The sequence below is a fragment of the Candidatus Avelusimicrobium sp. genome, assembly GCF_056976295.1.
In genome coordinates, this window is the sequence record NZ_DBMCTG010000001.1 from 93,645 (window position 1) to 106,457 (window position 12,813).

14 protein-coding genes are annotated in these 12,813 nt (G+C 47.9%); 2 read left to right on the forward strand and 12 right to left on the reverse strand.

Annotation, left to right across the window (positions count from 1 at the left end):
- Nucleotides 1–46: 46 nt before the first annotated feature.
- From ACZOTW_RS00420 to ACZOTW_RS00475, 12 genes are all read right to left on the reverse strand, one after another.
- The gene (locus tag ACZOTW_RS00420) at nucleotides 47–1,036 is read right to left on the reverse strand and encodes a hypothetical protein (protein ID WP_483997183.1); all 990 of its coding nucleotides are present in this window, start codon (nucleotides 1,034–1,036) and stop codon (nucleotides 47–49) included.
- The gene (locus ACZOTW_RS00425; RefSeq protein ID WP_483997184.1) at nucleotides 1,029–1,310 is read right to left on the reverse strand and encodes a hypothetical protein; all 282 of its coding nucleotides are present in this window, start codon (nucleotides 1,308–1,310) and stop codon (nucleotides 1,029–1,031) included. The genes ACZOTW_RS00420 and ACZOTW_RS00425 overlap by 8 nt, the downstream gene beginning before the upstream one ends.
- 290 nt (nucleotides 1,311–1,600) lie before the next feature.
- On the reverse strand, nucleotides 1,601–2,059 hold the full coding sequence (gene mscL, locus ACZOTW_RS00430; RefSeq protein WP_428057395.1) for a large conductance mechanosensitive channel protein MscL: 459 nt from the start codon (nucleotides 2,057–2,059) through the stop codon (nucleotides 1,601–1,603).
- Nucleotides 2,060–2,080: 21 nt separating this feature from the next.
- A complete protein-coding gene (locus ACZOTW_RS00435; protein ID WP_483997185.1) occupies nucleotides 2,081–2,788 on the reverse strand; it encodes a coenzyme F420-0:L-glutamate ligase in 708 nt (235 codons plus the stop codon).
- Nucleotides 2,785–3,885: a radical SAM family heme chaperone HemW gene (hemW, locus tag ACZOTW_RS00440; RefSeq protein ID WP_483997186.1), complete on the reverse strand. Its 1,101-nt coding sequence runs from the start codon at nucleotides 3,883–3,885 to the stop codon at nucleotides 2,785–2,787. Before hemW ends, ACZOTW_RS00435 begins: the two co-directional genes overlap by 4 nt.
- Complete coding sequence (gene prfB, locus ACZOTW_RS00445) at nucleotides 3,885–5,003, reverse strand: peptide chain release factor 2 (RefSeq protein ID WP_177746482.1); 1,119 nt, start codon at nucleotides 5,001–5,003, stop codon at nucleotides 3,885–3,887. Before prfB ends, hemW begins: the two co-directional genes overlap by 1 nt.
- The gene (lnt, locus tag ACZOTW_RS00450; RefSeq protein WP_483997187.1) at nucleotides 4,996–6,627 is read right to left on the reverse strand and encodes an apolipoprotein N-acyltransferase; all 1,632 of its coding nucleotides are present in this window, start codon (nucleotides 6,625–6,627) and stop codon (nucleotides 4,996–4,998) included. Before lnt ends, prfB begins: the two co-directional genes overlap by 8 nt.
- Nucleotides 6,628–6,632: 5 nt before the next feature.
- Nucleotides 6,633–7,064 carry a hypothetical protein gene (locus ACZOTW_RS00455; RefSeq protein ID WP_483997188.1) on the reverse strand — a complete coding sequence of 144 codons (432 nt, stop codon included), beginning with the start codon at nucleotides 7,062–7,064 and terminating at the stop codon, nucleotides 6,633–6,635.
- A complete protein-coding gene (gene secA, locus ACZOTW_RS00460) occupies nucleotides 7,061–9,646 on the reverse strand; it encodes a preprotein translocase subunit SecA (protein ID WP_483997189.1) in 2,586 nt (861 codons plus the stop codon). Before secA ends, ACZOTW_RS00455 begins: the two co-directional genes overlap by 4 nt.
- 74 nt (nucleotides 9,647–9,720) lie before the next feature.
- On the reverse strand, nucleotides 9,721–10,446 hold the full coding sequence (locus ACZOTW_RS00465; protein WP_483997190.1) for a hypothetical protein: 726 nt from the start codon (nucleotides 10,444–10,446) through the stop codon (nucleotides 9,721–9,723).
- Nucleotides 10,447–10,574: 128 nt separating this feature from the next.
- Entirely contained in the window at nucleotides 10,575–11,045 is a 471-nt protein-coding gene (locus ACZOTW_RS00470; protein WP_177746492.1) for a hypothetical protein, read from the reverse strand.
- 108 nt (nucleotides 11,046–11,153) lie between these two features.
- Nucleotides 11,154–11,621 carry an SH3 domain-containing protein gene (locus ACZOTW_RS00475; RefSeq protein ID WP_428046224.1) on the reverse strand — a complete coding sequence of 156 codons (468 nt, stop codon included), beginning with the start codon at nucleotides 11,619–11,621 and terminating at the stop codon, nucleotides 11,154–11,156.
- A 149-nt stretch (nucleotides 11,622–11,770) separates the two neighbouring features.
- Here ACZOTW_RS00475 and ACZOTW_RS00480 point away from each other — a divergent pair, with 149 nt between their 5' ends.
- Both ACZOTW_RS00480 and ACZOTW_RS00485 read left to right on the forward strand, forming a co-directional pair.
- Nucleotides 11,771–11,995 (forward strand): NifU family protein, encoded by a 225-nt coding sequence (locus ACZOTW_RS00480; RefSeq protein WP_177746496.1) that lies wholly within the window; start codon nucleotides 11,771–11,773, stop codon nucleotides 11,993–11,995.
- On the forward strand, nucleotides 11,995–12,810 hold the full coding sequence (locus ACZOTW_RS00485) for a PHP domain-containing protein (RefSeq protein WP_483997191.1): 816 nt from the start codon (nucleotides 11,995–11,997) through the stop codon (nucleotides 12,808–12,810). Before ACZOTW_RS00480 ends, ACZOTW_RS00485 begins: the two co-directional genes overlap by 1 nt.
- Nucleotides 12,811–12,813 lie beyond the last annotated feature (3 nt).

Genomic DNA, 12,813 nt, shown 5'->3' on the forward strand with positions numbered 1-12,813 from the left:
AGCCCCCTCCGTTTTTAGCGGAGGGGCTAAAAATTACACTTAACTTTTAATTATTGGCTACGCAAGTAAGCACTTTGCCTGTGCCGGAGGCATTATTGGAAGATTTTCCACACCCACCACTATATGTATAATAGCCATTAGCGCACCCATTATCTGTTTTGGAAATCAAACATTTATAGGAGCAGGAGCCAGACCCAAGAGTACAATTTTTATCACAAAGGGATTGATAATCAGAACTGTAACAATTAGGCATAGAACCGCCAGAATATCTATACATTTGCCCACCAATTACCGTACCGCCCTTCCACCACAAATACCGTGCAGACGACGTGCCAGTTTTAGGCGACAGTTCCAAATATCCCCCTTTATAAAAAGTATAAAAATTTACTGCCACACCAGAACAAGCCCGGTCACATCCTTGCGAGCCATTAAAATCCCACCCATGATAGCAATGATTTGGGTCTGCCCCAGCCGTACCGCACTTTTTTCTTCCGTCGAAATCGCCCGGACAATAATGGCAATCTACTAACACTCCGACATTAATTACTTCGGGTTTAAACGTACCTAAACAAACCCCGTTTTGGAGAACCATCTTGCTGGGACAAGTACACTCACAGGAAGAACTATCCCAAGAACCTTTGCTATTCACGCAAGCGGACTCGCCGGAATTATCACACCCGGGCGTTTTGCTTTTAAGCAAAAATGAGGTATAGGTTTTGCCATTTTCCTTTTTACTGCCCGCCGAATCATAGTCGTTTTGATAGCGGTTATCCCACCAAAGTTCCTGCCCCAAGTTTGCCGCGTTCTGCGCGCTTTTGTTTATCTTGGCGGTGCCGGAAATCTCCATATTATCGGCTTTTCCACCCATTACGGCTACGTCGTTTCCGTAAATGGCGTTTGTTACGTTACTCTTATGGAAATTCGTATCTTTAAACGTAACATCATTCGCCATAATGCGCCCAGCCGTTACCGTCCCGCCGTTTTCAATGCTCAGGTTTTCTCCTAAACGGTATTCGGGTGTATTGGTGCTACCCAACGTTGTTCCGTTTTGGATATCTATTTGTTTTTAAATACGCACCCGCCCCTTTGATGATAATATCCCCTACGCCAGAGCGCGTATTACAAAAGTTAAGATACCCACTGCTACTATCCCCGTCTTTGCCCACACGCGTAACGTGTGTAGGATCTGCCGCGTCCAAGCGGGCAAAGTTACCCACCGGGGCGGACATTGTGGTTACAAACTGCATCTGCTCCGCATTGACGGCTGTAAATAACAGCATACAGGCGGAGATAAGTGTGATTTTTTTCATTTTTAACCCTCTTTTAAATGCTTAAAATAGCCATTTATATGTATTTTTTTACGGAAGGTACATACGGAGTGTATCCGTTCTTCAATATCTAAATTTTAACAAAAAGAAAAAACAAACACAACCCTTGGACAGTAAACCGCGAAACCACATTTTTTTCCGTCACCCTGAATTTCCGCTCTTGCCAACCAGGCGGCACCCTGCGGGCGGCAGTTTAGCCTGTTCTCCATTTTAATAACAACAAAAAGCCCCGGCGAAAACCGGGGCGGTAAAAATAAAGAGTCAAACAAATGCTATTTGATTTCGGAAGTACAATGCGGGCAGCGGGTGGCTTCCAGCGGAATTTCCGAGCAGCAGAACGGACACTTTTTAGTGGTGGGAGCGGCAACCGGTTCTTCCGTCTTTTTCAAATTATCCAATTTGTTAATCAGTTTAATCAGCAGGAAAATACAAAAGGCCACAATCAAGAAACTGATTACCGCGTTTAAAAAGTTGCCCACATTAAGCGTGGTCGCACCGGCGGCTTGGGCCGCAGACAAAGAAGCATACGGAGCAGGCACTTGGGAACCGTCTTTAATGACGATAAACCAGTTGGAAAAATCTACCTTGCCCATTAAAAGCCCCAAAGGCGGCATCATTACATCAGCCACCATAGAGTTGACAATTTTGGTAAACGCACCGCCAATGATGATACCGACAGCCATATCAATCACGTTGCCGCGCATTACGAATTTTTTAAATTCGCCTAGCATATTCTTAATCATTGTTTCTCCTTATTTTATTAGTTTCGCCGCTTTAAAAAGCGGTGTAAACAAATCGTTTTCTATCGGGTATTTTATTTCCTGCGGGGCTGTTTGGTCCACAAATTCCACAGGAGCCTGCTCCACCACGCACAAGGGACGCCGCTCGTCGGCCTCGCCCATTGTCAGCGCACAAGCCGCCGCCAAGGAATCAGCCATATTTACCAGTGTAACGTCTAACTTTTTACCAAAAATATCGGGCTTTCCGCGTAAATCTTTTACACCCTTAAACCCGCTGTACGATACGGCCGCGCCGATAACCCCCGCCCGCAAGGGCAAAATCATACTGTCTGTAATAATCACGCCCAAATGCTGCACGTTCCACGCTTTTTTTAATGCTGCGCGCAGTTCGTCCGCACAAGCATACAAATCACGCGGCAAAAGCAACAGTTTTCCGTCTGCGTTGGACTCATCAATCCCGGCATTGGTCATAATCATACCGCTCTTTAAGGTCAGCCACGCAAGCGGCGTTTTTAGAGCCGCATCACTTTCCTGCCGGATTAATTTTTCTTTCTGGTCTCGGCTTTCGTACGGCACACAAAGGCCCTTCCACAAACAAACGAGTTTAGACGAAACGGTCAGCACCGTTTTGTCCGCCACGGACGGAATATGATGCACAATAAAAGCAGGCAAATCTGCAGATTCTTTAAAAATATCGGTTTGTACGGGAGTAATCTTCATTCGTCAAACGGGGCCACAAAACTATAAAAAACTTCATTGGCTAAAAATAACCCCTCTATTGTTAATTTTACCTTTTTTTCTGCCCGCTCCAAAAGTCCGTTTTGAATATGTTTTTCAATTTCTTTGCCAAAAAGTTGCTCCTGCAACGGTGTCAATTCTATCCCGTCCAGCAGCCGCAGACCCAGCATCAAATTTTCGCCTTCGTGTTCCTTCCCTTCCAATTTTTCACGATATACCACCGGGCTTTGGCCTGCGTTTATTCGGGCAATAAATTCGGTAATATCGTCCGTATTTTGGCTGCGCACCCCGCCCAAATAACTGGCGGCGCCGCTGCCTAGCCCCAAGTATTCGCAGTTATGCCAATAAGAGGTGTTATGCTTGGCTTCCCGACCGGGCAAGGCAAAGTTGGAAATTTCGTAATGATGATATCCCGCTTCTTGCAAATAGGTGTGCGTCGCTTCCAGCATACGGCGCATTAACATTTGGTCGCACACGATTCCGCGTTCAAAAAAAGGGGTGCCCTCTTCTATTTGCAAACCGTAAACGGATAAATGCTCCGGGCGCAAGGCGGTTAATTTTTTTAACCCGTCCAAAAAACTTTGCAATTTTTGCCCCGGCACACCGGCTATCAAATCTACGTTAATATTATCAAATCCGGCCTGGCGCACGGCCTGATAAGCCGACAAAAAAGTTTGTACTGTATGCACGCGCCCCAAGGTTTTCAGTTCCATATCGCTAAAACTTTGAAGCCCCATACTGATACGGCTAAACCCCGCACGCTTTAAAACAGACAACTTTTCCGCGGTTAAACTTTCCGGGTTGGCCTCTATGGTGCTTTCTTCAAAATGGGAAACCGGGCCAAAGTGGCGGGCAATCAGACCGCACAACTCTTCCAACTGGCCGGCAGAGAGCAAACTGGGTGTTCCCCCGCCGACATACAACGTAGTGTATTTTCGCGCGGGAGATACGGAGGCAGATTTATCCAAGGCTTCCAAATAAGCAGAAACTAAATTTTCCCGTCCGGCAAAGGAGGCAAAATCGCAATAATTGCATTTTTGTTTGCAGAACGGGATATGTATGTAAAGGCCGGTCGTCATTATTTTTTATTTTCGGCTTCGTGGTTTAAAAAGGCAAAAATAAACGGGTCCAAATCGCCGTCCATTACTGCGTTGATTTGGGAGGTTTCATACCCGCTGCGCAAGTCCTTTACCAACTGATATGGCATAAACACATACGAACGGATTTGGTGGCCCCAAGCAATTTCGCCTTTTTGTCCGTAGCGTTTTTCGGCTTCGCCGCGTTTTTTATCCATTTCCATTTCGTAGAGTTTGGCTTTGAGCATTTTCATAGCCGTTTGGCGGTTTTGCAACTGGCTGCGCTCAATACGGCAGGAAACTACAATGCCGGTAGGAATATGCAAAAGGCGCACCGCAGACTCCACCTTGTTTACGTTTTGTCCGCCGTGGCCGCCCGCGCGGGAAGTTTCCAACTGGATATCCTTTTCCGGAATTTCAATATTAATATCCTCGTCAATATCCGGCAAGACATCACACGAAGCAAAAGAAGTATGACGGCGAGCATTAGCGTCAAAGGGAGACACGCGCACCAAGCGGTGTACGCCGTTTTCTCCTTTTAAATAACCGTACGCGAAGGGGCCTTCCACCATAGCGGAAAGTGTTTTGATGCCGGCTTCGTCGCCGGGTTGCGCATCCAAAACGGAAAATTTAAAGCCGTGTTGTTCGGCCCAGCGCGTGTACATACGCACCAACATTTGCGCCCAATCGCACGATTCCGTACCACCTGCCCCGGCGTGAATTGTCAAAATGGCATTTAGTTTATCGTTTGGGTCAGACAGGCGGATTTCGCCCTCTTTTTTAGCCACCTGTTTTTCAGTTTCCTGCAACGAAACCGCCAAAGCGGCCAGTTCGTTTTGGTCCTGCATTTCTTTACACAGGTCAAACCAGGTTTTGCCGTCCTCCATTTTTTTATGGAGTGCGTAAAAGGTGTCAATAGAGGTTTTTAATAAATCAATTTGGCGGCTAACGTCCTTGGCCTTTTTGGTATCGTTCCAAAAGGCCGGGTCCGCCGACTGCGCCTGCAAGGCGGCCAGTTCCTGTTTTTTGCCGGGGATATCATCTATGGATTCTATCTTGTCCACCCGGGCGGAAAGATTGTCCAATATTTGTTCCACATCTTTAAATTCAATATTATTCATAAGCGAAAACCATTGTTGAAATCAGCAGCGTAAAGAACAGCGCCGCGCACAGCCAGGCAAACCAGTCGCCAAACTGCGTATAAAAGTTTTGGCTGTCCCCTACCGCAAGCGGTACGGAGGCCGTTAAAATTTCCTGCGTAAACAAACCCGACTGTTTTTCAATGCGGCCAAACGGGTCAATATAAGCCGAAAAACCCGTGTTGGCGGCGCGGAGCACCGGGCGGCCTGTTTCCACCGCGCGCAGCACATTTACGGCTAAATGCTGATACGGCGCGGCTGTTTTAAAAAACCAGGCATCATTTGTTATGTTCACAAAAAATTTTGCCCCTTGGCGGTTTTGGGCAAGCCACAACTGCGGGAAAATGCTTTCGTAGCAAATCGTTTCCCCCACGGACACCCCGGCAACATCTAACGGCTTTTGTTCGCGCGGGCCAGGCGTAAACGCCCCCAGTTCCCCCAACACTTCCACATTTTTAAAAGCCGAACGGACAAGGTTTTCCAGCGGGATATATTCCCCAAACGGCACGAGTTTTATTTTGCGGTAATTCTGCCACTCTGCCGCATTGGGTGGGAGCAAATAAGCCCCCACATATTGATTTGTTTCGTGCTCTATATTAGAGCCGATAAACTGGTACGCCCCGGAGCGGGCGGCAATATCTTCAAACAAGCGGGTATATTTTTCCTCAGCCAGCGCACCGGGCACGGCACTTTCCGGCCAGACGGCGAGCATTAAATTTTTGCCTTCCAAGTTTTTCCCCAACTGTTCCAGGGTATCGGTGATTTCAGCCTCGTACTGCGGACTCCATTTTTTGTACTGGTCTATATTGGGTTGAATAAGAGCGGTATTTAAACTTAAAAGCGGCTGGCGCATTTCGCCAAGCGGTTTAGCGGGCAACGCCTTATGCCCGTAACCATACACACAGGCAAACACCAAGGCCGCCGCCAACATATGCAGTACACCCTTTTTTACGCCAGGCTCGGCAAACGCCCACCCGATAGAGGCTCCCGCAAAGGACACCACAAAACTAACACCATATACGCCCGTAAAAGAAGCAATTTGCAGAATTTCCGGCGCGTTCCATTGGGTATAACCCAACATAATCCACGGAAAACCTAAAAAGTAAAAGGCCACCGTCTGATGTAGCCACTCCAAAGCCACTACCCCGCAGGCCACTAGTACCGGAAAAAAGCCCCCGGTGCGTTTTAAAAAGTAACAGGCTCCGCCCAAAATACCAAATTGCACCGCCAAAAGGCCGCTTAACCCCAACCAAGCCGCCACAGATAACCCCTGAGAAAGTCCGCCCCCGTGCAAACAGGTGTAATAAATCCAATACAAAATCCCCGCGTTAAACAAAAGGGCTGTCAGCCAACCATAAAAAAAGGAGGACCAAAATCCCTTAATTTTAGCCACTCCCCAAATAAACGGTGCCAAAGCAAACCAAGCCAGGAAATGCTGAGATTTGTTGGGATAACTTTGGTACATCAGCCAAGCCGTACCCAACAAACAGGCGAGCAAAAACACGAACCGAGCCGCGCCACAGAACACCGTTTTAACACGCACCCAGGCGGAAGATTTCTCCGCCTGGGCGTCTTGTTGTGAAATAGTTTCCCTAAACTCCCGCATATTCCTTAAAACCGTATCTTACACACATTTTCCACACATACGGCTTGTGCATTCGGGCTGCACTCTCTCTCTGTGGAGGGGGCTCTGTCCGGACAGGCCTTAGCCACCAGATTGGATTGCATTTTATTAAAGTCCAAGGTGTACTCGGCGTTAATAGCCGTTACGCCCGAAGGCCCCACCAAACAGCCGCACGGGTCCTTATCTACAATAATACAATCCTCGTCGGTTTGGCAGCGGTACATCCGGCGCACCTGCGCCTTGACGGCGGCAGCGGCGGCTTCCTTGTGCTGTTCCTCGGCCTTAGCATCCATTTCCTTAGAATTAAGCGCCGGGACATTAACCTCTATGGGTTGGTCCTTGCTGTATAATAACGGCAAGAGTGCAAGCACTCCTACGGCACAGCAAAGCAAAAGCAATTCTTTTATCTTATATTTCATAAATTGGCTCCACAGCATTTTTTGTATTTTTTACCACTTCCGCACGGGCACGGGTCGTTACGCCCGATATGTTTGGGCGTTTGCTCCGTCTGATTGGCGGCGGCAGAAGCCTGCGCCTGTTGGGCCGGGGTCCGGCGGGGAGGCAGTTGCAAGCGGAAGATATAACTGACCATTAAGTCGCGCACGCGGTTTAACATAGCGGAATACAATTTATAGGATTCCTTTTGATATTCAATCAGCGGGTCCTTTTGGGCGTATCCGCGCAAACTAACGCTGTTTTGCAACTGGTCCAATTCGTACAGGTTTTGCTTCCAAGCGTTATCAATAATTTGCAGTAAAAGCATCCGTTCAATTTCCGCAAAGTTAACGCCTTGTTCGGCAAAGTACAGCACGCGGGCGTGATACAAATCCTTCACCTGTGCCATAATCTCATCCACCAACTGGTCGTGCGATTTTCGCCCGACATTTTCCGCAGTAAAGTGGAACTCGCCAGGGAAGAAATTGCGCAAACCGACGTTTAACGCTTCAAAATCACAGCGCTGCGGGTGGGAATAATTGTAATATTGTTCAACCAATTCATCTACAATTTCTTCCATCATCTGCATTGTTTTATCGGTCATATCCGCGCCGTCTAAAATAGCGTTTCTTAAACCGTAAATGGCGGTGCGCTGTTGGTTCATTACTTTATCGTAATCCAACAGTTGTTTGCGGATATCAAAGTTGCGGCCTTCCACCATACGCTGCGCCCCTTCAATTTGACGCGTCATCAGGCGCGATTCAATGGCTTCGCCCTCTTTCATACCCATTGTGCTGAGTACGGAAGCAATTTTGGTGGTGTTGGCGAATAAGCGCATCAATTCGTCATCAAGCGAAATATAAAAGCGGGAGCAACCCGGGTCCCCCTGGCGGGCACAGCGGCCGCGCAACTGGTTATCAATGCGGCGCGATTCGTGGCGTTCACTGCCGATAACGTGCAAGCCGCCCAATGCCACCACTTCGTCTTGTTCCTGCTTACTGGCCGGGTTCCCGCCCAAAACAATATCCGTACCGCGGCCCGCCATATTGGTAGCAATCGTTACCGCCCCTTTGCGCCCGGCCTGGCTGATGATTTGGGCTTCCATTTCGTGATATTTGGCATTTAATACTTGGTGCGGAATCCCTTTGGCGCGGAGCATATGGCTCAACTTTTCGGATTTTTCAATAGAGCGTGTACCCACCAGCACCGGGGCGCCCTTCTTCCACAAATCTTCCACCTCGTCCACAATGGCATTAAACTTTTCGCGCTCCGTCAAATACACCAAATCGGGGTAGTCAATGCGTTTAGAGGGACGGTTCGGGCGGATTTCCACCACGTCCAACTTGTAAATCTGCCAGAACTCGTTGGCTTCCGTCATTGCGGTACCCGTCATACCGGAAAGTTTTTTGTAGAGTTTAAAGAAATTCTGGAACGTAATGGTAGCCAAGGTCTGGTTTTCTTCTTTAATTTGCAAACCTTCTTTGGCTTCTACCGCTTGGTGCAAGCCGTCGCTCCACCGGCGGCCCGGCATTAAGCGGCCCGTAAATTCATCTACAATAATAACCTCGCCGTCTTTGACCACATAATCTACGTCGCGTTCGTACAAGTGGTGCGCACGCAGGGCTTGGTTAATGTGGTGAACCCACTCAGACTCCACATCGTTATACAGGTTGGAGACATTTAAAAATTTTTCTGCTTTGGCGATACCCGTATCGGTCAACGTAGCGGTGTGGGCCTTTTCGTCAATAATAGCATCCACGCCTTCGTCCAAGTTAATGCCCTCATACTTGGCTTTAACTTCGTCCTTTTCCGTAATCATACGGATTTTTAAGGACGGAATTAAGCGGTTGACGATATAATATTTATCGGTACTTTGTTCGGACGGGCCGGAAATGATAAGCGGGGTGCGGGCTTCGTCAATCAAAATGGAGTCCACCTCGTCCACAATACAATAGTTCAGCGGGCGCAGGACACGGTCCTCCCGGCTGATTACCATATTGTCACGCAGATAATCAAACCCCAATTCGTTATTGGTTACATAAGTAATGTCCTTGGCGTACATTTCGCGGCGGCTGGCATTATCCATATCGTGGTTGATATAGCCCACGGTAAGACCCAAAAATTCGTGAATAGGCCCCATCCATTGGCGGTCGCGGCGGGCCAAATAGTCGTTTACCGTTACCACGTGCACCCCTTTTCCGGTAAGTGCGTTTAAATAAGAGGGCAACACGGCTACCAAGGTTTTACCTTCCCCGGTGCCCATTTCGGCAATTTTGCCTTGGTGCAATACAATACCGCCCAACATTTGCACATCATACGGACGCAGTCCGATTACTCTTTGCGCAGCCAAGCGCACCACGGCAAAAGCCTCGGGCAACAGTTGGTCCAAAGTTTCGCCCTGGGCCAAGCGGTCCTTAAACTCTTGGGTTTTGGCTTTTAATTGTTCGTCGGTTAAATGTTCAAATTCAGCAGTGAATTTGTTAGCATCATCTACATAGTGTTGAATTTTTTTAAGGTCGCGTTCGCTTTTGGTTCCAAAAATTTTATCAATTACAGTTCTAATCATATTACAAGTTTCCTTTCTTTAAAAATAGTATAGCAAGACAACATTATCCCGCAAAGGAGCAGGTACGGAAACTGTTATTTGGCGACAGGCTTTTTATGGTTGGTTTTTACTTGCAGATTGGAGGCTTGTTCCGTCTGTAAAGAAGAGGTTTCTTCTGCCGAAACCGATAGTGCGGCCAGCCTTGTTTGCACGCGGACTTGCGCCTGCTGTATATACGCTTGGGCGGAAGCGGAAATTTGTTCGCCGATGTCCTTTTTAAGCGATTTGATTTCGGCCTTTACTGCCTTAATTTTGGCCTTTAAAGCCGCAATTTTAGCCGAGCGGTCCGCGGGAGAAAGGGTTTTATCCTTTTTTACTTGGGACAACTGACGCTTATATTCTTTGGCCTGTTCCTCGCGCAGGTTGACCGTAACCGCCCACACGCGGGCCAACACATCCGACACTTGGCGGGTAAAATATTTATCCGTTGCGGCGGAATCTACCCCGTTTACAGCCGAGAGGAACAAAGTTTCCTCATATTGTTCGGAAAGCATATGCAAACGGATAGAATTATCAAAATTACGCGCTACGGAAATCAATTCAAAGCGGGCTTCCTCCGTATCGGGTGCCTGGTAAGAAACGGCCAGATTTTCCAACACGGCATTGTAATCTGCATTATTTTTGGCATTTTCCAATACAACAGGATTATATTGGGCAAAAATATCCAATACTTTTTCGCGGTTGTAGCCGTTGGCATCCTGCTGCGCATACAGCGCAGACGACATAGCAAGCGTGGCTAAAAGAAATAAACTGCGTCTCATTTTTCCCCCTAAAACAGTACTACTTGTATTTTGCTATATATAGGGCGCATAGTCAAGCCCTTTTCCGCCGAAAAAGAAAAAATAAACCCGGGACGGTTTTGGCCCCGGGTTGATATTAGTTTTTAAAGTTAGCGGGCTGCCGTACGGAAAAAATTTCCCTTTACATTGCGGGCCAACTGGACGCGTCCCAAGGTTTTATCTGCCGCAACCGTTACATTTTTTGCATTGGGCTTAATGGCACCGTCTGCCGAGCCAAAAATATCCCCTTGTTTTACCACACCCAACTGCCCGTGGTTGTTGATTTGGACTTCCAACTTTAAATTGCCGTCCAAATTAGCGGCTAATAAATCTTCTTCTCCCATAGTAAACGCAAGCGGGAACTTCGGGTTTACTACGCGTTTAATGGCTACGGGCACATCTGCCTCGTTCTTAACGATAATCGCGCAGGAATTGTTATCCGCCTGCGCCATAGACGCCAAGCGCTCCGGCACGGTAACCGTACCCGAGATATTAAAACGCCCTTCGCTGACGGTTCGCGCCAGGCAGAAAGCGCAAGCAACCAAACTGGCGGCCGCAGCCGTAATAAAAATCTTTTTCATACTTATATTTTACCCTTTACTTTGCCTTTTGACAAGGGGTGTTTTCCCCGCCGAATAAGAAAAGGCCCTTATCAAAAGGACCTTTTCTTATGTGCAGGCAAATTCAACTTATTGTTTAAAGAAACCCCACAGGTTAGCATTATATACCCAACCTTTGCAAACGCCGTCTTTGGCATTTTCGGGTTCATCGGACACTTGAATCCATTTGCCTTTTTTAGCCAAGTATTTAAAAGGATAACCTTTGGCTACCGTGCAAACGATATCGGCCGAGGCGGAGGGGTCCTTGCGGACGTTTAAATCCACCTTAGCGGACATACCGCCTTTCGGGCTTAACAAATCGGCTCTGATCCAACCGCTGTAACCTTCAAAATCCTTAATAAGAACCCAACTTTTATCTTCGTTGGTTTTTACCATAATGACAGGGGTGTATCTCCACGCGTGCCATTTCAAAGCGCATTTCGTACCCGCGCAGGTGCGGATGTTGGCTCTTTTAGCATTGATGCTGGCATACTTTTGGGCGAAAACAGGAGCGCTCACAAAAAGCACGAGCATAGCCAAAGCAATAATTTTTTTCATATTTCTTCTTTCTCCTATAAAGGGCGAACTAAAAAATCTCTACACAAAGAGTATAGCAATACTGCCCGAAACTTTGCAAGTTTTTTCTTACCGGGGCAGCCTCCAAAAAAGATATAATAAAGAAGATAAATAAACCTTTGGAGAATATTATGAAAGAACAAGTCCAACAAGTAATTGACGATATCCGCCCCATTTTGCAAGCCGACGGAGGCGATATCCAACTGATTAGTGTAGATGAAAAAACCGGTATTGTTACCGTAGGCTTACACGGCCGTTGCGGCAGTTGCCCGCACGCCCAAATGACGCTGCAAGCCGTTGTGGAACGCAAAATTAAAGAAATCGTCCCCGGAGTAACCGCGGTGGAACGCGTTTAATGCCGAAGATAGATTTGCATACACACTCCGATTTTTCGGACGGAACTTGTACCCCGGAAGAAGTGGTTCACGCTGCTTTAAAAGCCGGGGTTTCCGTTTATGCGCTGACCGACCACGACACAACCGACGGAGTGCTCCGCGCACAAAAAGTGTGCGAAGAACACCGCATCTTCTTTACCCCGGGGGTTGAAATCAGCACCCGGGAACACGACCACTTACACTTTACCGGATATAATATTGATTTGGAAAATGCGGAATTTCAAGCCTTTTTGGCACAGAACCGCCAAAACCGCCGGGAACGTATCCGCAAAATCATCCAACAATTAATTACTGCCGGGGTGGACATTACGGAAGAAGAAGTTTTTTCCCGCGCCCCTAACACCGTTTCCCGCGCACACGTGGCCGATGCACTAAAAGCCAAGGGCATTGTTCCCAACCGACAAGAGGGCTTCCGCCGCTATTTAGTGCCCGGACAACCCGGCTATGTGCCGTCTGCCGGGGTAACTGCCATTGAGGCTATACAACACATCAAGCGCGCAGGAGGTATGCCTGTGATTGCTCATCCGGGTATTGTGTCTGAGCATTGGAATTTCCCGGCTTGGACCGAAGCCGGCTTGGAAGGCGTAGAGGTATTTTATCCGGCCCACACCTTTACAATGAAACAAGACCTGCTGGCTATTACCCGCAAATACGGCCTTTTGGCTACTGCCGGATCCGATTACCACGGCCCGCGCGCCGGCCGCATTACCACCCCCGGTATGCAAATTCCGCAACCGCATTACGACAAACTGCTCCGCAGATTATTTAACCGTTAAACT

Coding starts and splice junctions, on each gene's coding strand:
- mscL (WP_428057395.1), bottom strand. CDS start 2,059: ATGCTAGGCGAATTTAAAAAATTCGTAATGCGCGGCAACGTGATTGAT.
- ACZOTW_RS00425 (WP_483997184.1), bottom strand. CDS start 1,310: ATGAAAAAAATCACACTTATCTCCGCCTGTATGCTGTTATTTACAGCC.
- ACZOTW_RS00485 (WP_483997191.1), top strand. CDS start 11,995: ATGCCGAAGATAGATTTGCATACACACTCCGATTTTTCGGACGGAACT.
- ACZOTW_RS00455 (WP_483997188.1), bottom strand. CDS start 7,064: ATGAAATATAAGATAAAAGAATTGCTTTTGCTTTGCTGTGCCGTAGGA.
- hemW (WP_483997186.1), bottom strand. CDS start 3,885: ATGACGACCGGCCTTTACATACATATCCCGTTCTGCAAACAAAAATGC.
- ACZOTW_RS00480 (WP_177746496.1), top strand. CDS start 11,771: ATGAAAGAACAAGTCCAACAAGTAATTGACGATATCCGCCCCATTTTG.
- ACZOTW_RS00435 (WP_483997185.1), bottom strand. CDS start 2,788: ATGAAGATTACTCCCGTACAAACCGATATTTTTAAAGAATCTGCAGAT.
- prfB (WP_177746482.1), bottom strand. CDS start 5,003: ATGAATAATATTGAATTTAAAGATGTGGAACAAATATTGGACAATCTT.
- secA (WP_483997189.1), bottom strand. CDS start 9,646: ATGATTAGAACTGTAATTGATAAAATTTTTGGAACCAAAAGCGAACGC.
- ACZOTW_RS00475 (WP_428046224.1), bottom strand. CDS start 11,621: ATGAAAAAAATTATTGCTTTGGCTATGCTCGTGCTTTTTGTGAGCGCT.
- lnt (WP_483997187.1), bottom strand. CDS start 6,627: ATGCGGGAGTTTAGGGAAACTATTTCACAACAAGACGCCCAGGCGGAG.
- ACZOTW_RS00470 (WP_177746492.1), bottom strand. CDS start 11,045: ATGAAAAAGATTTTTATTACGGCTGCGGCCGCCAGTTTGGTTGCTTGC.
- ACZOTW_RS00465 (WP_483997190.1), bottom strand. CDS start 10,446: ATGAGACGCAGTTTATTTCTTTTAGCCACGCTTGCTATGTCGTCTGCG.